This is a genomic window from Streptococcus sp. HMSC068F04, assembly GCF_001837455.1.
Taxonomy (GTDB): domain Bacteria; phylum Bacillota; class Bacilli; order Lactobacillales; family Streptococcaceae; genus Streptococcus; species Streptococcus salivarius_D.
The window spans coordinates 22,776-43,307 of record NZ_KV832476.1 but is presented as its reverse complement, the minus strand read 5'-3'; the positions used below and the strand labels follow the sequence as shown (position 1 = coordinate 43,307).

General features: G+C 40.7%; 15 protein-coding genes. 13 read left to right on the top strand and 2 right to left on the bottom strand.

From position 1 onward, the window contains the following. The first annotated feature begins 72 nt into the window (after positions 1-72). The 7 genes from HMPREF2571_RS04175 to HMPREF2571_RS04145 all read left to right on the top strand — a co-directional run bounded on the left by HMPREF2571_RS04175 (position 73) and on the right by HMPREF2571_RS04145 (position 9,872). Positions 73-4,812 carry a glycoside hydrolase family 70 protein gene (locus tag HMPREF2571_RS04175; RefSeq protein WP_070847243.1) on the top strand — a complete coding sequence of 1,580 codons (4,740 nt, stop codon included), beginning with the start codon at positions 73-75 and terminating at the stop codon, positions 4,810-4,812. Positions 4,813-5,060: 248 nt separating this feature from the next. After that, on the top strand, positions 5,061-5,780 hold the full coding sequence (locus tag HMPREF2571_RS04170; RefSeq protein ID WP_254593213.1) for a YhfC family glutamic-type intramembrane protease: 720 nt from the start codon (positions 5,061-5,063) through the stop codon (positions 5,778-5,780). After that, entirely contained in the window at positions 5,767-6,042 is a 276-nt protein-coding gene (locus HMPREF2571_RS04165) for an autorepressor SdpR family transcription factor (RefSeq protein WP_045768468.1), read from the top strand. Before HMPREF2571_RS04170 ends, HMPREF2571_RS04165 begins: the two co-directional genes overlap by 14 nt. Further along, positions 6,032-6,619 carry a DUF1648 domain-containing protein gene (locus HMPREF2571_RS04160; RefSeq protein WP_070847240.1) on the top strand — a complete coding sequence of 196 codons (588 nt, stop codon included), beginning with the start codon at positions 6,032-6,034 and terminating at the stop codon, positions 6,617-6,619. Before HMPREF2571_RS04165 ends, HMPREF2571_RS04160 begins: the two co-directional genes overlap by 11 nt. 211 nt (positions 6,620-6,830) lie before the next feature. Beyond that, positions 6,831-7,160, top strand: a complete 330-nt coding sequence (locus tag HMPREF2571_RS04155) for a bacteriocin immunity family protein (RefSeq protein ID WP_014632901.1) — start codon at positions 6,831-6,833, stop codon at positions 7,158-7,160. Positions 7,161-7,402: 242 nt separating this feature from the next. Then, entirely contained in the window at positions 7,403-9,418 is a 2,016-nt protein-coding gene (locus HMPREF2571_RS04150; protein WP_014632902.1) for a M13 family metallopeptidase, read from the top strand. 133 nt (positions 9,419-9,551) lie between these two features. After that, the gene (locus HMPREF2571_RS04145; RefSeq protein ID WP_083320421.1) at positions 9,552-9,872 is read left to right on the top strand and encodes a hypothetical protein; all 321 of its coding nucleotides are present in this window, start codon (positions 9,552-9,554) and stop codon (positions 9,870-9,872) included. Positions 9,873-10,106: 234 nt separating this feature from the next. Here the strand turns inward: HMPREF2571_RS04145 and HMPREF2571_RS04140 are convergent, their stop codons facing one another. Both HMPREF2571_RS04140 and HMPREF2571_RS04135 read right to left on the bottom strand, forming a co-directional pair. Further along, entirely contained in the window at positions 10,107-13,604 is a 3,498-nt protein-coding gene (locus HMPREF2571_RS04140) for a glucosyl transferase (protein WP_070847239.1), read from the bottom strand. Positions 13,605-13,982: 378 nt separating this feature from the next. Beyond that, positions 13,983-15,248, bottom strand: coding sequence for a threonine/serine exporter family protein (locus tag HMPREF2571_RS04135; RefSeq protein ID WP_070847237.1), 1,266 nt, complete (start codon positions 15,246-15,248; stop codon positions 13,983-13,985). Between the two features lie 325 nt (positions 15,249-15,573). Between HMPREF2571_RS04135 and dhaK the strand changes: the two genes are divergently transcribed. From dhaK to HMPREF2571_RS04105, 6 genes are all read left to right on the top strand, one after another. Beyond that, positions 15,574-16,563 (top strand): dihydroxyacetone kinase subunit DhaK, encoded by a 990-nt coding sequence (gene dhaK, locus HMPREF2571_RS04130; RefSeq protein WP_070847235.1) that lies wholly within the window; start codon positions 15,574-15,576, stop codon positions 16,561-16,563. 31 nt (positions 16,564-16,594) lie between these two features. Continuing rightward, positions 16,595-17,170, top strand: coding sequence for a dihydroxyacetone kinase subunit DhaL (gene dhaL / locus HMPREF2571_RS04125; protein WP_070847233.1), 576 nt, complete (start codon positions 16,595-16,597; stop codon positions 17,168-17,170). A 3-nt stretch (positions 17,171-17,173) separates the two neighbouring features. Further along, positions 17,174-17,548, top strand: coding sequence for a dihydroxyacetone kinase phosphoryl donor subunit DhaM (gene dhaM, locus HMPREF2571_RS04120; RefSeq protein WP_021143900.1), 375 nt, complete (start codon positions 17,174-17,176; stop codon positions 17,546-17,548). A 14-nt stretch (positions 17,549-17,562) separates the two neighbouring features. Further along, the gene (locus HMPREF2571_RS04115) at positions 17,563-18,546 is read left to right on the top strand and encodes a Gfo/Idh/MocA family protein (RefSeq protein WP_070847231.1); all 984 of its coding nucleotides are present in this window, start codon (positions 17,563-17,565) and stop codon (positions 18,544-18,546) included. A gap of 147 nt (positions 18,547-18,693) precedes the next feature. After that, the gene (locus tag HMPREF2571_RS04110) at positions 18,694-19,785 is read left to right on the top strand and encodes a glycerol dehydrogenase (RefSeq protein WP_004182244.1); all 1,092 of its coding nucleotides are present in this window, start codon (positions 18,694-18,696) and stop codon (positions 19,783-19,785) included. A 302-nt stretch (positions 19,786-20,087) separates the two neighbouring features. Next, positions 20,088-20,432 (top strand): hypothetical protein, encoded by a 345-nt coding sequence (locus HMPREF2571_RS04105; RefSeq protein ID WP_070847229.1) that lies wholly within the window; start codon positions 20,088-20,090, stop codon positions 20,430-20,432. Positions 20,433-20,532: the final 100 nt, after the last annotated feature.

Here is a 20,532-nt window from a genome sequence, read left to right as displayed (position 1 = left end):
ATAGTTGTGTAATTGTATTCCCTTGTCAAATAGCTTATGATAGAGATAATATAAGGGAAAAAGGTATATAATATGGAACAAAAAGTACGCTTTAAAATGCATAAAGTGAAGAAGAATTGGGTGACAATTGGGGTAACAGCACTCTCAATGGTTACTGTTGCTGGTGGAACCTTGTTGGCGGATCAACAGATTCAGGCCGATGAGCAAAATCCTGCGAATCAGTCGGGTGATAGCAGTCAGGATTTGCTTCAAGAAACACCTGCCACAACTAATGATGCAGCAACTACGGTAGCACCAACTATCGCGGCAGATGCCAATACTGCTAGTGTCAATATCCCTGTCGCAGACGCCACTAGCACGACAACAGCTGTTACAGATAGGGCAGCAGCACCTACCACAAACGCAGCGACAGTTGACACCAACTCAGATCAAGCAGCACCAAGTACAAATGTACAACCAGCTGCAACTGATACGAATGCTACAACTACAGATACAACTAACAATACTACAACAGCCACTACAGACCGTGCAGCAACAACGGATACGGAAAATACAGAAGCCCATACACGTAGTCGTCGTGCCTTGGTAGAAACTCGTGAAGCCAACACCAACACATCGACTGGTATCCAATGGATTAACGGCAAACAATACTATGTCAATAGTGACGGTAGTGTACGTAAAAACTTCGTTTTTGAGCAAGATGGTAAGTCTTATTACTTTGATGCTGAAACAGGGGCACTTGCGACTAAGTCTCAGGATGAATTTTCAACAGAACCTATCAAGGCAACCGTAGATTTTTCATCTGGAAACCAGCTCTACAAAAACGATGACAAGTCTTTGGACCAACTCGACACCTTCATCACAGCGGATGCTTGGTACCGTCCAAAGAGCATTCTCAAGGATGGTAAGACTTGGACAGCTTCAACTGAAGCGGACAAACGTCCTCTATTGATGGTTTGGTGGCCTGACAAGTCTACTCAGGTCAACTACCTTAACTACATGCAAAATCAAGGTCTTGGAGCAGGGTCATTTTCAACCAACTCTAGTCAGGAAAGTCTAGACCAAGCTGCTAAAGCGGTTCAGACTAAGATTGAAGAACGTATCGCGCGTGAAGGCAACACAAACTGGTTGCGTACAAGTATCAACCAGTTCATCAAGACTCAGCCAGGTTGGAATAGTAGCACTGAAAATAGTTCCTATGACCACTTGCAAGGTGGACAGTTGCTCTTTAACAACAGTAAGGGTGATACTGGCAACCGTACCAGCCACGCCAACTCTGACTATCGTTTGCTTAACCGCACACCGACTAACCAAACGGGTACACGTAAGTACTTCAAGGACAATTCTATCGGTGGTCTCGAGTTCTTGCTTGCCAACGATATTGATAACTCAAATCCAGCAGTTCAGGCAGAACAACTTAACTGGCTCCACTTTATGATGAATATCGGAAGTATCATGGCCAATGACCCAACAGCCAACTTTGACGGTTTGCGTGTCGATGCCTTGGACAATGTGGATGCCGACCTGCTCCAAATCGCATCAGACTACTTTAAAGCAGCCTATGGTGTTGACAAGTCTGAAGCCAATGCCATTAAACACTTGTCATATTTGGAAGCTTGGTCTGCCAACGATCCTTACTACAACAAGGACACTAAGGGGGCACAACTTCCGATTGACAATGCCCTTCGTAATGCCCTTACCAACCTCTTGATGCGTGATAAAAATACACGTATGCAGCTTGGGGACATGACTGCCTTCATCAATAGTAGTTTGAACCCACGTGGTGCCAATGATAAAAACGGTGAGCGTATGGCTAACTATATTTTCACCCGTGCCCACGATACAGAAGCTCAAACGATTATTCAACGTATCATCCGTGATCGTATTAACCCAAATTTGTTTGGTTATAATTTCACTCGTGATGAAATCAAGAAAGCCTTCGAGATTTACAATCAGGATATTGATAAGGCTCACAAGACTTATGCGTCATACAACTTGCCATCTGTCTATGCTCTCATGTTGACCAACAAGGACTCTGTAACACGTGTTTATTACGGAGACCTCTACCGTGAAAATGGTCACTACATGGCTAAGAAGACACCGTACTTTGATGCTATCGACACCCTCTTGCGTGCTCGTATCAAGTATGTAGCTGGTGGTCAAGACATGGAAGTTAAGAAAGTCGGAAATGACGGACTCTTGACATCTGTTCGTTATGGTAAAGGTGCCAATAATAGAACTGATTGGGGAACTTCGGAAACCCGTACGCAAGGTATGGGTGTCATCATGACCAATAACTATGATTTCCGATTGGGTAGCAATGAAACCGTAACGATGAACATGGGTAGAGCTCACCGTAATCAGCTTTATCGCCCATTGCTTTTGACGACAAAGGATGGTATAGCAACCTACCTCAACGATTCTGATGTGCCTAAAAACCTTCTTAAACGCACCGACTGGAACGGGAACTTGACTTTCAATGCCAACGATGTTTTTGGTGTGGAAAATGTCCAAGTCTCAGGTTACCTCGGTGTCTGGGTACCAGTCGGAGCTAAGGCTAATCAAGACGCACGTACACAGCCAAGTAACCGTACAAATAGTGACGGTCAAGTTTACAAGTCTTCAGCAGCCCTTGATTCTCAAGTTATGTATGAAGCCTTCTCAAACTTCCAAGCCTTTGCGGACGATCAACCAGAACTTTACATGAACCGTGTCTTGGCTAAAAACACTGACTTGCTCAAAGCTTGGGGAATCACGTCAGTCGGACTTCCACCACAGTACGTTTCAAGTAAGGATGGTACCTTCCTTGACTCAACAATTGATAATGGTTATGCCTTTGATGACCGTTACGATATGGCCTTGAGTCAAAATAATAAATACGGATCACTTGAGGACCTCCTTAACGTCCTTCGTGCCCTCCACAAAGACGGTATTCAAGCTATTGCTGACTGGGTGCCAGACCAAATCTATAACCTCCCAGGAAAAGAAGTGGTAAATGCGACACGTGTTAACGGTTATGGTAACCACCAAATAGGCTACCAAATCATTGACCAAGCCTATGTGGCTAATACCCGTACAGATGGTACAGACTATCAAGGTAAATACGGTGGTGCTTTCCTTGATGAGCTTAAAGCTAAGTACCCATCTATTTTCAACCGAGTGCAAATCTCAAATGGTAAGCAGTTGCCTACGAATGAAAAGATTACCAAGTGGTCTGCTAAGTACTTCAACGGAACTAACATCCTTGGACGAGGCATCAACTATGTCCTTCGTGATGATAAGACCAACCAGTACTTTAATACTTCAGCCAACGGCCAACTCTTGCCAACACCACTTCGTGACACTGGTGCCATCACAAGCACTCAAGTCTTCCAACGTCGTGGACAAGACGTTTACTTCCTTCGTGATAACCAAACCGTTAAGAATGAATTTGTTCAAGACGGAAACGGTAACTGGTATTACTTCGGTGGTGACGGTAAGATGACCAAGGGTGCCCAAAACATCAATAACAAGGATTACTATTTCTTTGACAATGGTATCCAATTGCGTAACGCCCTTCGTCGTGCTAGCAACGGCTATACCTACTATTACGGTCTAGACGGCGCAATGGTTAAGAATGCCTTCGTTGATTTTGATGACAAACATAAGCAGGTTCGTGCCTTTACGACTCAAGGAACAATGGTAGTGGGTAACCTTCATTGGAGTGGCCACCATTTCTACTTTGACCGTGAAACTGGTATTCAGGCTAAGGATCGCGTTGTCCGCACAGATGATGGCAAATTGCATTACTATGTTGCTGAAACGGGTGATATGGGACGTAACGTCTTTGCGACAGACAGCAGCACAGGTAAACGTTATTACTTTGACGCTGACGGTAATACTGTGACTGGTTCACGTGTCATTGATGGTAAGACTTATTACTTTAACCAAGATGGTAGCGTCGGTACGGCCTACAGCAATCGTGCAGATTCTATTATCTTTGAAAATGGTAAGGCTCGCTACATCACACCAGCAGGCGAAATCGGACGCAGCATCTTTGTCTATAATCCAGCAACTAAGGCTTGGAATTACTTTGATAAAGAAGGTAACCGTGTTACAGGACGTCAATACATTGATGGTCACCTTTATTACTTCAAGGAAGATGGTAGCCAAGCTAAGGGTGAAATTATCGAAGAAAATGGCATCAAATATTATTATGAGCCAGAATCAGGTATTCTTGCTAGCGGACGCTATCTCCAAGTAGGTGATGACCAGTGGATGTACTTCAAACACGATGGTTCACTGGCTATCGGCCAAGTTCGTGCTGATCATGGATACCTTAAGTACTTTGATAAAAATGGTATCCAAGTTAAGGGGAAAACTGTTGTCGAAGATGGTAAGACTTATTACTATGATGCCCACAGTGGAGCTCTTGTCACAAGCAGCTTTGCTGAGATTGCACCAAACCAATGGTCTTACTTCAATACTGATGGCCAAGCCCTTAAAGGCAAGTGGACTATCAATGGCAAGGAATACTACTTTGACGAAAATGGTATCCAATACAAAGGCAAGGCCATTAAGGTCGGCAGTCGTTACAAGTACTATGACGAAAACGACGGTCAACCTGTAACCAACCGCTTTGCTCAAATCGAGCCTAACGTCTGGGCTTACTTCGGAGCAGATGGTTATGCCGTAACAGGCGAACAAGTCATCAATGGCCAACACCTTTACTTTGACCAATCAGGTCGCCAAGTTAAAGGTGCCTACGTCACAGTCAACGGCCAACGTCGTTACTACGATGCCAACACTGGCGAATATGTCCCAGGAAGATAAGCGGTAGTAGCTCATGTGACTGACCGGAGAATACACAGCCGAGAATGAGGGAAAATTCTCAAGAAGAAAGATCGTGAAAACGGTCTTTTTTTGTACCCTTATTTCGATTTTTTTCGAAATAGCCTTGACAGTAGTCTATGAAAAGCGTAGAATCTATTTCGAAAAGTATAGAAATAGGTATTCTGACCTAAGTCGTATTGATGCTCTGTTTCAATGAAAGGATAAATCAAATGGAAACATTCCTTTTTATGGCAATTCTTACCATGTTGGTTATCGCCGTCATTAGTTTTATCGTTCTGAAGAAAAGATGGCAATTTTCAATCAAGCTCTTTTTAGTCGGTCTGATTGGTTTTGCCTTACCTGTCATGATGATTGAAGGACCTATTAATGCCCTAGTTCTTTCAAGCTTTGCTCACTCTTTTAAATGGTTCACCATTATTTATGGAGGGCTTATGGCTGGCCTTGTTGAAGAAACAACTCGCTATGTGGTTTTTAAGGTACTTGCAAAGAAAAGAAGTTTGATGACGTCTGATATTGTAGCCTACGGTTTTGGACATGGTCTTAGTGAATTTATCTTGCTTGGAGTGGTGGGCTTACTCACTAACATCATTGTTTTACAGGCCATCCATTCAGGTCAGGCCGGTCAGTTACCTTCACTTCTTGTGAGTCAGGTCAACCAATTAACAGGCTTTGCTGTGCTTATGTCTCTCTTTGAAAGACTAGTTGCCTTGGTGTTACAAGTCTTGCTTACAGCTTGGAATTTTCTGGCAGTCACTAAGCAAAAGCTTTCATTCTATTTCTGGGCGATTATACTCCATGCTGCCATTGATTTTTTGGCAGGTGCTTATCAACTAGGGCTAGTCAGCAATCTCTTACTAATTGAACTTATTTTAGCTATTTATGTGTTAGGTATTGGACTTCTGACACGTCGGATTTGGAGAAAGGAGGAAACTCATGGGCTTATCTGAAACACTAAAAGCTATCTCTGCCCCAGTGAGGAGAGAAATTTTAGACTATCTAAAGTCTGGACCCAAGTCCGCTGGTGAAATCAGCCAGCAGTTTGACTTGGCTCCTGCAACAGTTTCCCATCATTTGTCTACCTTGAAAAAAGCAGGACTTATTGAAGAAGAAAAACAGAAGAATTTTATCTACTACAGTTTGAACTTGACCGTTTTTGAAGAAATTTTAACTTGGATTCAATCACTTGGAGGAAAAGAAGATGAAAAATAATATGCAAAGAGTCATTGGTAATATAGTGATACTTACACCGGTTATTGTCGGACTAGTCTTTTACAAACAATTACCAAATCAGATTGCAATCCACTTTAATGTGGAAGAGCAAGCCAATGGTTTTATGAATCGCAATTTAGCAATTGTTGCACTTCCTTTTCTTGCGTTAATCATATATAATCTCTGTTTTTCATTCTTTAAACAAATAACGATCCCATTCTTAAAAGAGTTTATGCTATGGTTGGTCCCAATTTCTGCTGTGCTTATTCAAGGTCTTATATTGATTGTTGCCTTAGGAGGCCATGTTCAAGTTCGCTTGACTGTGATTTGGTTAGTGGCACTCATTTTTCTAGTGATTGGAAATTATCTTCCTAAAAGAATAGGTCTGGCTACAAAAAATCATAACCAGAGCAGTAAATCAGTAGTGAGAAAGTTGGGATACCTAATGGTTGCGATGAGTCTTGTCTTGCTAATAAGTCTCTGCTTTAATCCCTATACTACAATTATGATTTTAGGCATTTTTATAGTTCTTATCTTGAGTATCTTGTTACCCAATTTTCGCTGTTTAAGAAAATAAAGAGAAGTAATCGTCTGATTACTTCTTTTTGTCCGTTCGTGCATTCGTGGCAGAAGGATATTTTTGTTCTTGAATTTAATATGCTAGATGTGTATAATGATGTCACAGCGAACTATCAAAAGAGGTCGTTGCTCATGACAACACAAACAATTAACCAATTTAATTCACTTGCTCGACCTAATCTTGCTACAGGTTATAGGAGGTAATCTAGATGACAAAAAGCAATAACACGCAAATTACGGATATCTTAAACAATATCTATAATCTGATTGTAAATCCAGAAACAACTGAAAATGAGAGAGAGTTGCTTGTCAAGTTTAAAAATGAAATAGAAGTTGGGAAGAAGGATAATGATGAACTTCTAGCAGAATTATGTAGAGCTATTCAAGTTCTAGCAGTCCGCAATCTTTCTAAAGGCAAATCACTGAGTTCTGGAGTGAGTGACTTGAGTAAGACGCTCACAGAATTCCAAGAAAAATCAGAGCGTAACTTTAATCTAGCAAGAGGATTAACATCACTCGGCAGTTTGTCTTTTAAATGATTTATCTGCTTGTGATGATTAGTAAAATGACAAAAAAGATCAACTAAACCCATTAAGTTGGATTTAGTTGATCTTTTATTGTTCTTATCTTGAGTGTCATAATACCTAATTTTCGCTATTTAAGAAAATAAAAAGAAGTAATCGTCTGATTACTTCTTTTTGTCTCCCAAAAACAGCTTGCTAAAATAAGTGTTCTAATGATATAATACAAGTATATTAATCTAATTTTCTAAGGAGTATCTATGAAAAAGCGTAAGAAAATTATTCTTGGTTCCATAACGGGAGCTTTGGCCTTGGCTCTTGCAGGAGGTGGTTTTTGGGCTTATAAAACCTTTGTTCCACAAGAAACGCCGATTGACAAGAATGCTACGGTAGCCTCAAATTTTTACCAAGCTGTTAACAAGGACTGGCTTCTAAAAACCAAAATTCCTGCTGATTCTCCAAGCATTGATAATTTTTATACTTTAGATGAAGATATCAAAGGAAAGCTAAAGAAGGATATCAAAAATTTAGGGGAGGGCAAGGAAACGTCGGATATTACAGGAATGTCTGAGTTTATCACCTTCTACAAGGCTGCTAGTGATTACAAACAACGTGAGAAAGATGGCCTTGAACCTCTCAAACCTTATCTAAAAGAAATTGAGGATATCAAGGATCTGAATGATTTGGCCAGTAAATCTGCTAGCTTGACTGATAAAGGGATTCCTCTTCCATTTGGTTATGACGTAGGAACTAACGCAGAGAATACCAGCCAAAAACAAATCCAATTGAGTCCCCCAAGTATCTTATTGCCAGATGTGTCTATTTATAAAGACGAGGCCAGCAAGAAACAATATTTGACTCCAATTGAAACAGCCACGCAAAAAGCCTTGGAAATGCTTGGATATAGCGAAAAAAATAGTAAACGGATTGTCAAAGAAGCACTGGAGTTCGACGAAATCATTGCTAAGTACAGTCTCAGTAACGAAGAGATGTCTGAAAGTAAGAATTTGGTTCACCCTAAAACAGCAGAAGAGATTAATGCCTACTCTGGTTCCTTCAAATTATATGATGTCATTAAAGGCATTATGGGACGTGATTTAGAAACCATCAATGTCCCTAATACCAAGTATTTTGAGAATTATAGTAAGGTCGTTAATCAGGATAATTTTTCTAAAATCAAATCATGGATCTTGGTGCAAGAAGCTATGGCAGCGTCAAATTCTTTGACAGAAGATTACCGTTTGAATTTTGCATCGATTAGCATGGCTATTATGGGTACACAGAAGCCAGTTTCTAAGGAAGATACGGTTTACGAGATGAGTGTCCATCTGTTTAGTGATGTCATGAGTGTCTATTATGGACGTAAATACTTTGGTGAGGAAGCCAAGACTGATGTGACAGGCATGATTGATAAAATCAAAAATGTCTATCGTGGCCGTCTCCAAAAGAATAATTGGTTGACGGAAGGTACACGCAACAAGGCCATCGAAAAGTTGGATAAAATGAAGGTTTTCGTAGGTTATCAGGAAGATGTCGATCCTGGTACTAAGGAACTACATCTTGACCCTAACAAGTCCTTCTTTGAACTGTCAGAAGATATTGCCCAGTTCGGAAAGCGTTATACCATTGATCATTTTGATGATCCTATTGATAAGAATAAATGGTCTGGTTCTGCTTTTGATATCAATGCCTATTACAACCCAGAAAGTAACAGTATCAACTTCCCGGCTGGTATTTTGCAAGCTCCGTTTTATGACAAAAACCAAAGTACTGAAAAGAACTATGGTGGTATCGGTGTCGTGATTGGACATGAAATTACCCATGCCTTTGACTCCAATGGAGCCGATTATGATGAGAATGGTGACATGCATAACTGGTGGACAAAAGCAGATACTAAAGCTTTCGACAAGAGGATCAAAGCCTTTGAAGACCAGTGGAATGGTTTGGAAATTTACGGGACTAAGGTAAATGGAAAACTCACAGTCACTGAGAATGTCGCAGATGCTGGTGGTCTCTCATCCACACTACAAGTTCTCAAAACAGATATGACAAAACCTAACCTCAAGGATTACTTTGAGAACTACGCAGATATCTGGAAACAAAAGGCTAGCCTACAGTACAACAAATATACCATGGTGCAAGACGTCCACGCACCAAATGAGCTACGTGTTAACCAACAACTTAAAAACCTTCCTGAGTTCTATGAGACCTACCCTCAAATCAAAGAAGGGGATGACATGTACTTGGCACCAAGCAAACGCATTAGTTTGTGGTAAGATGTGTTGCTATTTTGTAAATCAACAAGAAGAGAATTTGGAATGGAAACATCCCAGGTTCTCTTTTTATGTTGTCACTTTGGGGAATCATTTTCTAGTGTTATAATGGTGCTATTAAGGAAAGGATTCAAGAATGATGCATAAAAGGAATCTGATAGAAGATAATAAAAGAGGTGAGAATCAGAGCTTTCTCTACTTCCTACACGAGGAGAAACAATTTGACGTAAAGGCACTTGATGATTTGTGTCACTACATCATAGAATTGGATACAATAAGTCTCGAGCAGTTGAGAGATATCCATTATATTGAAAATCAAATACTACGCCATCTCGTGTATCATTTTGATGATAATGATCTAAGTAAAATTACAAATCTCCCTTTTGACTACTGGGAGTATATAGAGCCCTTTGAACGCTTGGTGGCATGTTTGTATGAGGGTGATGGTGAGGAATGACAATTATCCAGGGCATAACAAAGACTTAATCGAGCGTTTAAATCAACAGTATGGCTATGCTAAAGATGTCAAGAAATATTTTGACTTGAAGTAGATTGATGATAGAGATTTTGCCGGTAGCCTTACTAGGTTTTAGACAAAAAGAAAACACCAGAAAAAATGATTTCTGGTGTTTTTGAATACATTTTGGCAAAAATGAGGTATTTTTAAATGCTTACAGTTGTTAGTTTGATATTAATCCTTTTTCTCTGTAGCTACGCCATTTTCGTCAATAATATAGGTTTTTCCATCTTTTTCAAGCGTAGTGTTAGTGGTAATTGGAGAACCTTTTGAGTATGGACTAACTGATATCGGCATTTCAAAATGATAAAGTTTACCATCAAACTCTGCCCATTCGCCACTAAAAGGAGTAGTCATATAAATTTCGGGGTTGAAATAATAAAGCCTATTATCTTCTAACCGAATGACACCTGTTTTTACAACTCCATTTTCATCAGAAACACAGAAATTATCCCAAGAGATGTCTGTAGCTGTATTCCGTAGAAGTCGTCCTTTAGGGCCCAAAAGATAGGTCTTTTCATTGATATTTTGTAGATATGTTCGGTTTTCAGCTCCCCATGGTGGGCTAATGTAGTAGGTTTCATTATTATGAGTAACCCATCCGAACTGTAGATGACCGTCCTTATCAGCATAATAGTATTTGTAGTTGCCGTCAATATCATTAGAAAGCATACTACCGTCTTTTTTGAAGAAATAATCGAAATCACCTATCTTGTGTCTATCATTTCGAACTTGGTAGCCATCTTCTTTAAAATAAACACGTTTACCTTCAATAGTTGCCCAACCAAATATCTGGCTTCCATCCTCGCCAAAATAAGTATATTTTTTAGAAAAGTAATCGCCTGTTTCATGGAATTTATTTACGAACATAGCACCAGTATCGTTATCGAAGAAATAGTACTTTCCATCAAGCAGAAGTCGTTTTCCTTTGGCTTGTTTTCCAGTTGGATCAAAGTAGTATTTTTGATGATTAATAATTTGAAGTCCAGTGGCTAACTGTCCATTTTCTTTAATATAAGCCCAATCACCATCTTTATCTTGAATAAATTGTCCAGGTTTGTTCATAGTTACATAACCATTTTGGTCAATGACATAACGAATACCATTAAGTTCAAGTGTTCGGTTAGTCCACATAGCTCCGCTGTCTCTATCGAAATAATGTGTTTGACCGTCAATTTCGACAAGTCGTCCCTTAGCTTGTTTGCCCTCTTTATCAAAGTATAGAGTGACATTATCTATTGAATGGAGTCCGGTGACAGCTTTCCCCTCGTTATCAAAGTAGTACCAATTCCATGCATCATCGTGTTCGAAACGATTTGTTAGTTTAGTTTCGGTCGCTACTCCTTTATCATCAATGAGGTAGGCTTTTTTATTGTAAACTAAGGTCTTGGAAACTGTAAGAGGGGAAGTTTCGGAAAGCGAACTTGTTCTATTGAAAGCATAGAATTTATTGTCACTTTGAATTACAGTTTCTTCAATTGTAGTTAAATCTGTATTTTCTGGAAGTAGATGTCCGATGTAAAAATCATTGTTTTCATCAAGATAGTATAGATTACCAAAATCATCACCAATAATACGTTTAATCTTATCGGTCTTTGTTCGTACTCCGTGGTTAATAATGTCTACTTCTTCCCTGACGGTATGGGTATAACTTCTTCCACCATTCTCGTAAGTTCTGTTTATGCTAGGCTCTAAGTGGTATAGCTTACCATCAATCGTTTTCCAAGTAGGTGTTGTAACTGTAAACATTTTGGGGATATTGCTATTATCAAAATAGATATTTTCAAAATAATAGAGTTTACCATTATTTGCAGTGCTAACACCAGTAAGTAAAACCCCATCCTTATCTGTACCTAGGATGCCAGAGTATTCTGCATCATAATCCAGATCCTGACGTTTGAGTAAAGGTCCGAGATAGTTTTTTAGAAGTTTGCCTTCAAAATAGTAATAGTCCTTGCCACCTTTTTTGACTATATCAGTGACTGGTGAACCAGAATTTGAAAAATAGTAGTCATCACCATTAATATGATGTTCTCCAGTTAGTACTTGGCCAAATTTATTGGAGCGATAGCTAGTATTTAAAGTTCCACCAAAGACACGTAATGACTGAATATAAAAGGCATCTTTTACCAATTTTCCATGATTATCAAAGAGGTAGTTTTGTCCTTTGAAGATAGTAAGATCATTTTCAACTCGACCATTATAATCAAAATAATAAAGTTGATCGCCAACTCGATGCCATCCATAGTAACGTCGACCATCAGAACCATAATAGACGTTATACGTTTTAGCAAATCGTCCCTGTCTTCTGATTTCAATAGACCAAGTATGCCAATAGTTGGTTTTTACAGCACCTGAATAGTGACTAAAATAGTAATCGGAGCCGTCAATGGTTCTTTCGCCATTTTTCGCTTGACGACCTTCTTTGTCAAAGTAAAGAGTTACTCCATCTACATTTTGCCATCCTTTTAGTTTCTCTCCTGTTGCGGTGTAATAGTACCAGTTGCCTGAGGAATCTTCTTGGAAATGGCCACCAGAAACAAGTGGACGTTGAGGAAGTTTCTGTTCAGTTTCAATCAAAAGTCCATTAGCTTCTGCGTGGTAAGTTTTTCCATTGATAGTAATGTCGGTATTTATGACCTTATGACCACTATCCTTATCGAAGTAATAGGGTTCGATACCTATTGTAACGATTTCACCCTTAGCCTGAACACCGTCTGGGTAGAAATACATATCGAAGCCATCTATAGACTGTTCGCCTGTGACAAGTTTTCCTTCTTTATCGCTATAGTACCAGTTTCCATCGTCATCTGACCAAAAACGGTCACGAACCATTTGGCCACTATCTTTTTGAAAATAATAGGAATTTCCATCTAGGACGACAAAGGCATCTTTAGCTTGGACACCATTAGGGTAAAAGTAGAGTGGTATATTGTCAATAACTTGTTTACCTATAAGTGCTTTCCCATCTTGGCCTAAGTAGTACCAATTTCCATTCTTATCAGATGCAAAAGCATTGCGAGTAAGTTGTCCGCTATCTTTCTCAAAGTGATATGTTGCTCCGTTAACTTGACGGGTGTCTCCTTTGACTTGCTTACCATCGGCATCGAAGTAGACCGTAACATTATCAATATTTTGCATACCAGTAAGTGCTTTTTCGTCCTTAATGTAGTACCAATTGCCCTGACTATCACTAATGTAATGACCTCCAGATATCACGGGACTTTCTTCTACTTTATGAGCAGTATTTGTTTCAGAATCTGATGTTCCAGAGCTTACGACTTCACTGCCGGTAACAGCAGAGACTTCCGAACGAAGAGCTTGTTGAGAATTAATTTCAGAAGTACTTGTTTCTGTAACAGTTGCTTCAGTGGTACTTAGATCAGATTTAGTAGAAGTAGTTTCAGTGATGTTTTCTCTTGTATTGGGGGCGTCGAAAGATTTGTTTTCTTCTGGTTTAGTAATGACTTCATTAGTTGACGAGCTTATGACATCAATTGCGCTTTCTTGGATGTTGCTTTCAACAGTTAGTTCTGAGATGGGGGGAGTCTGTTCAGCTGCGTTCACATAACCCAAGCTTGCAAAACTAAGTCCTAGAGCTAGACCGGTTACTGCAATGGTTACCCATTGTTTTTTTACTTTGTGAAGTATAAAATATACTTTCTTTTCCATGATAATGCTCCTTTCATTAAACTAAACAATAGTAGTAAGGATAAAGTTAACTTATGAGTGAAGTTAAATTAGTATTACAGAATTCTTGTTTACGTATTAAGTTTATCACCACATTCTAATAAAATCAAAGGATTATGTAAACGTTTTTGTCTTTTATAGAAATCTCTCTCCAACTCTTTTCTAAACAAAAGGGATAGGTTATGGAATGATAATTTTTCATTGTGTTTCTTCTTAAAGAGTGTTAGTGATGTATTTGCATTAAGTTAGTAGTGAACGTCGCTTTGAGTGGATTATCTTTGATGTTTTCAATATTCTATTCACTGAGTTTAGAAGACGAAAAAAAGCCACTGGCATACAATACCAATGGCTTTTAACAATTTATTTCTTCTTCCCTAGTACAAAATAACGGCTAGGGATTTGTTGTGTCAAACTGACGGCGATGGCGATGGTAAATGAAGCCAGGAAACAAGCCCGTAGGAAGCTTAGGCCTAGGTGAGAATTTCCAATCAAGAGGAAGTAGACCGCACGGTAGAAGCTCATCCCTGGAATGAGTGGGAACATGCTTGAGGCTAGGAAGACTGTAGCTGGGCATCTACGGTAGTGGGCCAAGAAGCGTGAGGTGAAAGTGACCAGAAGGGCAGGAAAGAGGATGGCAAGGACCTCGTGATGGGTATTGTTCCAAATCAAGAGGTAGAGGAGCCATGAGCCTGCACCTAGGGTTCCGAGGTCTAAGAAGTATTTCTTGGGCACTCGGTAAAGCACGGAGAAGGCTGCTGTCCCCAGTCCTGCCATGAAGGTTTGAATCAAGACCTCCTGCCATGAGGTAGATGGTGTTGAGAACATGCCTGATAATTGTTCCGCAAAGGGAAGAAGTGAAATCATGGCAAGAACACCGACAGAGATAGACAGACAAGTGGAGACCCCAGACAGCATCAGGGCCAGACCACTATAGTAGTTGTTCTGGGTGAATTCTCGTATGGCATTAACAAAGTAGGCCCCAGGAATCAAAATCATCAAGGTTCCCAGAATAATCACACTACGATGTTGGCCGATTCCTAGATAGTAGAGAACATTGGCTGATAAAGCAGCAATGGCACTAGAGAGGATAATCTGCAAGAAACTGGTATGAATAAAACGAGAAAAGAGCTGCATACCAATCCCTACAAAAAGTCCTGATATAGCCGCAGCAGTCCCATCAATCCAGCTACTGCCCAGAGCTAGCGAGAAGCTCCCAGCACCAATGACACAGGCTATAATGTCCTCTAAAGGACGATAGAAAGTCTTCTGTTCTATGGTTTTCAGCTTTTGGAAAATGCTAGAGACAGGTTGATTGGGCTGCTCTGCCAGTTCACGAGACAGGCGGTTAACTTCCTCGAGTTTGCCCAGATGGATAGAAGGAGCTGAGGTAGCTAGGACACGGGACTCCTTAAGACCTGAGCGGTTGAGTCCGGAGATCATAACCCCTCGATTGACCACGTAAGTGGAAAAGTCTCTGATACCAAGAGACTTGGCCATATGCCCCATGGTGTCTTCAATACGGTAAATCTCAGCACCGCTCTCCATAAGGACACGGCCAGCCTGAAGGACGGCATCCATTTCGTTTTTAGTTTCTGTTTCTGTCTCTCTTTGGAAATCGATGGTCATTTGAACCTCCTTATCGCTTAATTCGTCATTCCATTATAAGGTTTGAATGGTGGTTTTTCAATAGCTTTGGCGACTAAAATAGGACTTTCTATGAGATTTTTCTTCTACTTAATGATAGAAGTCAGGAAAATGGAGGTCTTGACTTTTGCCTTGCTATTGATAGAGGCAAATGCTACAATTAAATTATTAAATGTATGCGTTTACATATTTTTACGCTGTCTTTCTCAAAAAGCCTTGAAGTCCTTTATTTAAAGGGAATTAACAATCACAGAAGGAAGCCAATGTAAGTGCAAATAGTTGATACCTTTGAAAAGGAGGCAATTCCATGAAAAAAATTATCAATAAACCTGAAAATGTAGTGACAGAGATGCTAGATGGCTTGGCTTATGTTCACAGTGATTTGGTACATCGTGTTGAGGGGTTTGACATCATCGCAAGAAATGAGCAGGCTGCTGGTCAGGTTGGTCTCATTTCTGGTGGTGGAAGTGGTCACGAGCCAGCTCACGCAGGTTTTGTAGGTGATGGTATGCTTTCTGCAGCCATTGCAGGTGCTGTCTTCACGTCACCAACGCCAGATCAGATTTTGGAAGCTATCAAGGAAGCGGACCAAGGAGCTGGTGTCTTCATGGTTGTTAAAAATTATTCTGGCGACATCATGAATTTTGAGATGGCTCAAGAATTGGCTGAAATGGAAGGCATCGAGGTTGCTAGTGTTGTTGTAGACGATGATATTGCTGTGGAAAATAGCCTTTATACACAAGGTCGTCGTGGGGTTGCAGGTACTATTTTCGTACATAAAATCCTAGGTCATGCGGCTCGTGAAGGCAAGTCTCTGGCTGAAATCAAGGACTTGGCTGACAAGATTGTTCCTAATATCCACACCATTGGTTTGGCCCTTAACGGTGCGACGGTTCCTGAGGTTGGTAAGCCCGGTTTTGTCCTAGCTGAGGATGAAATTGAATATGGTATTGGTATTCATGGTGAGCCTGGCTATCGCAAGGAGTCTATGCAGCCATCTCGCCAGTTAGCTGAAGAATTGACAGGGAAACTCCTTGAAGCCTTTGAGGCTAAGGCAGGTGAACGCTATGCCCTTCTCATCAATGGTATGGGTGCGACACCTCTCATGGAGCAGTATGTCTTTGCTAACGATGTAGCAAGCATTCTTGGAGAAGTTGGACTAGAAGTGGCCTATAAAAAATTAGGTAACTACATGACATCGATTGATATGGCAGGTCTTTCATTGACGCTCATGAAGATTGAAAATGACGCTTGGCTTGAGGCTCTGGAGAGTCCTGTTAAGACCATCGCTTGGTAGTCTGACATGAAAACTAGAAATTAGGTATATTATGGATAAAACAGTTGCAGTAAAATGGATGCAATGCTTTGATCAAAGGGTTGAAGCAGAAAAAGACTACTTGTCTGAATTAGACGGTCCTATTGGAGATGGTGATCATGGTGCTAACTTGGCGCGTGGTATGGCGGCAGCCATTGAGGCTATTAACAGTACTGAACCACAAAGTACGGCAGAAGTTTTTAAGGCAGTGTCTATGGCCTTGATTAGTAAGGTTGGTGGTGCTTCAGGTCCGCTTTATGGGTCTGCATTTATGGGCATGATGAAGGCTGAACAAGCTGGTCAAGATTTGGCAGGAGTGCTTGAGGCAGGTCTCGAGATGATTAAAAAACGTGGTCATGCAGAAGCCGGGGAAAAGACCATGGTGGATGTTTGGCATCCAGTTGTTGAAGCTGTCAAACAAGGCCAACTCACCAATGATGTCATTGATCAAGCAGTTCTTTCAACCAAGGAAGTTGCGGCTACCAAGGGGCGTGCCTCTTATGTAGGTGAGCGTTCAATTGGTCACATTGATCCAGGTTCTTATTCGTCTGGTCTACTCTTCAAAGCCTTGCTAGAAGCGGAGGGCTAGGATATGCCGGAACTTGGAATTGTGATTGTATCCCACTCTGCGGATATTGCTAAAGGTTTGGTGAGTCTGATTCGTGAAGTCGCTCCAGATATCCCTTTGACGGCTACAGGTGGTCTGGAAGATGGCGGCCTGGGATCTAGTTTTGACCATGTGCAAGTGGCTGTGGACAGTCAGCCAGCCAATCGCCTTCTGGCTTTTTACGACTTGGGCAGTGCACGTATGAACTTGGAAATGCTTGAGGAGTTTTCAGACAAGGAAATCCTTATTCAACAGGTACCTCTCATTGAGGGGGCTTATGCGGCTGCAGCCTTGCTTCAGGCAGGAGCGAGTGAAGTTGAAATCTTATCTCAGATTAATGAATTGACTATTCAAAAATAGAATAAAGGAAAACTATGACAAATCAAATTAAGTACAACTGGGCTAGTCTTGGAACTGGCGTTATTGCCAACGAATTGGCACAAGCCTTGGAAGCTCTTGGCGGGAAACTCTATTCCGTAGCCAATCGTACCTACGACAAGGGAGTAGCCTTCGCTGAAAAATATGGCATTGAAAAGGTTTATGAAGAGATTGACCAAGTCTTTGAAGACCCTGAAGTGGATATTATCTATATCTCAACGCCTCATAATACGCATATTAATTACCTTCGCAAGGCCCTCGCAGCTGGCAAGCACGTCCTCTGTGAAAAATCTATCACTCTAAACAGTGAGGAATTGGCAGAAGCTATTCAACTGGCCGAAGAAAATCATGTCAAACTGGCAGAAGCCATGACCATTTTCCATATGCCTATTTATCGAAAACTCTCTGAAATTGTGGAAAGTGGTAAGCTGGGACCTCTCAAGGTTATCCAGATGAACTTCGGTTCTTATAAAGAATATGACATGACCAACCGCTTTTTCAATCGTAACTTGGCTGGTGGAGCTTTACTTGATATCGGTGTCTATGCCCTCTCCTTTGTACGTTGGTTCATGACGTCGCAACCGACAGAGATGGTTTCACAGGTTAAATTAGCTCCAACTGGTGTTGATGAACAAGCGGGTATTCTCCTTACCAATGTAGAAGGGGAAATGGCCACTGTAACGCTTAGTCTTCATGCTAAACAACCAAAACGTGGCACCATCGCTTATGACAAGGGCTATATCGAACTTTATGAATACCCACGTGGGCAAAAAGCGGTCATCACCTATACGGAAGATGGCTCACAAGAAATCATCGAAGCAGGAGAAACCGCTAAAGCCCTCCAGTATGAGGTTCTGGATATGGAAGCAGCCGTTGCAGGAGAGAATGATTATACCTACCTCAATTACAGCCGAGATGTCATGGAACTTATGACACAACTCCGTAAAGACTGGGGTTTGACCTACCCAGAAGAAGAGTAGGAGTTATAGCATTAGACTAAGAGAGTTATGTACTGGCTCCAAATAGATATGCTGTCAATTAAAGTGAGGGTTTAGCTCTATATTCCATAGAACTAAGGTTGTTTAATTGATTCTATATAAATACATTTATGTCAAAGGAGAAAGACTATGAGAAATTTTGCAAGTCCGTCGCGTTACATTCAAGGTGAAAACGCCTTATTTGAAAATGCAAAAACCATTTTGGAACTAGGAAGTCATCCTGTACTATTGTGTGATTCAGTAGTTTATGACATTGTGGGTCAACGTTTCGAAGAATACCTCGTTCAAAATGGACTTACAGTTGTTCCAGTCTTCTTTAATGGTGAAGCTTCAGATAATGAAATTAATCGTGTGGTAAGTTTGGCCAAAGAAAAGGGCTGTAATTTAGTCATTGGTTTAGGTGGTGGTAAGACTATTGATAGTGCTAAAGCCATCGCAGATCTTCTTAAATCACCAGTAGTGATTGCTCCTACCATTGCATCTACAGATGCTCCGGTTTCAGCCTTGTCTGTTATCTATACGGACGAAGGTGCCTTTGAACGCTACATCTTTTATTCTAAGAACCCAGAATTGGTTTTGGTTGATAGTAAGGTTATCTCTCAAGCGCCAAAACGCTTGCTCGCTTCTGGTATCGCAGATGGCTTAGCAACTTGGGTAGAAGCTCGAGCAGTTATGCAAGCAAATGGAAAAACCATGCTAGGCAAACACCAGACACTTGCTGGTGTTGCCATTGCTGAACGCTGTGAAGAAATCCTTTTTGCAGATGGTTTACAAGCCATGGCCGCCTGTGAAGCAAAAGTTGTAACGCCTGCCCTTGAAAACATCATTGAAGCCAATACCCTTCTCAGTGGTATCGGATTTGAAAGTGGTGGCTTGGCTGCGGCTCACGCCATCCATAATGGTTTCACAGCCCTCACTGGCGATATTCACCATTTGACTCATGGTGAAAAAGTAGCCTACGGAACTCTTGTACAATTGTTCCTAGAAAATCGTCCAAAAGAAGTTTTGGATAAATACATTCGTTTCTATCAACAAATTGGCATGCCAACCACTCTTAAAGAAATGCATCTTGAAAATGCAAGTTACGAAGATCTTCTCAAGGTTGGTCAACAAGCAACAATCGAAGGAGAGACTATTCATCAAATGCCATTTGAAGTGAAAGCTTCTGATATTGCGCAAGCCATCGTTGCTGTAGATGCTTATGTTCATGGATTAGCCTAAGTAAATTTGCTCTTTTGTAGGGAAAGTGCCACCATTCCCGTATAGGAATATTATCCCCCTCTGGCACTTATCCAAACAGGATAGACAAATTCTTATAGGAAAGGGTTCAGTTCTGTATTAGATAGGACTGAGCCCTTTTTACTATTTAAAATCCAATATTTCTAAAGTTAATCAAAGCGGTTTAAGAACTTTTGAAAACATAAAACATTTTCAAGAAATCCTGATTTAACAGTCATTTCACTTGTGTAAGCGTTTCAAAAAGTGTATACTATAGGTAGAAAGATAGGAAAAGGAGATGACTAGTGGCTAGTATTACAATAGAAGCGAGCAAGGTAGCTAGAAAGAGTCCTATTCGCATAGACAGTAGTCTTGTGGGGACAGTTTCTGGAGTGGAAGACGTGAGCGTTTCCCTACCATCTTCAAAAGCTCGTTTGAGTGTCGGAAAATTGGGTTACAAGTCTAACACTATTACGGTGGAGGACGGGCAAATTGTCCGTGTTACTAGCAATTTTTTAAATCGCTTTATAGCGATAGCGCCATTGTTACTTTATCTTGTTGGAGGTCGTTATCTCCCACTTGTTGCTGTCCTATCTACCATAATTTTGCTTTTTAGCTTACCTTTTCTCAAGTTAGAAATCGTAGGCTGATTAGAATCGGGAGTGGCTTAGCCCTCTGTTTGATACCTTTAACTCACTTTTTCATAATAATGCTAGGCCACTCCCTTTTCATTGGGAACGGGTCGAGACG